A 360-nucleotide genomic window follows, 5' to 3' on the forward strand; every position below is an offset into this window, starting at 1 on the left:
ACCGAGCGCCAGGAGCATGGCGATACCGCCCTGGTCGACGCAGCTCCTCACCCACCTCGCGGGCCGACGAACTCGAGCGCTTGACTCGAAGCGCGTCGCGTAACCGATCATCGCCAGCACCGCAGCCAGCACCGTCAGGTCGAACGGAACCCGGAAGAACGCCAGCACGCCGAGGGTGATCACCACGTCGTGGATCAAGGATGCGATGGCGCCGACACCGAACTTCCATTGAAAGCGTAAAGCCAGGTACAGCAGGATGCCACCGAGCGCCAGGAGCATGGCGATACCGCCCTGGTCGACGCAGCTCCTCACCCACCTCGCGGGCCGACGAACTCGAGCGCTTGACTCGAAGCGCGTCGC

At 65.6% G+C, this 360-nt stretch carries 1 pseudogene; it reads right to left on the reverse strand.

Going from position 1 to position 360, the window contains the following annotated elements:
• Window positions 1-96 precede the first annotated feature (96 nt).
• Window positions 97-360, reverse strand: a pseudogene (locus tag CK486_RS17805) (protein translocase subunit SecF); the annotation flags it as partial.

Source organism: Pseudomonas sp. HAR-UPW-AIA-41, from assembly GCF_002304225.1.
In the GTDB taxonomy this organism is placed as follows: Bacteria; Pseudomonadota; Gammaproteobacteria; order Pseudomonadales; family Pseudomonadaceae; genus Aquipseudomonas.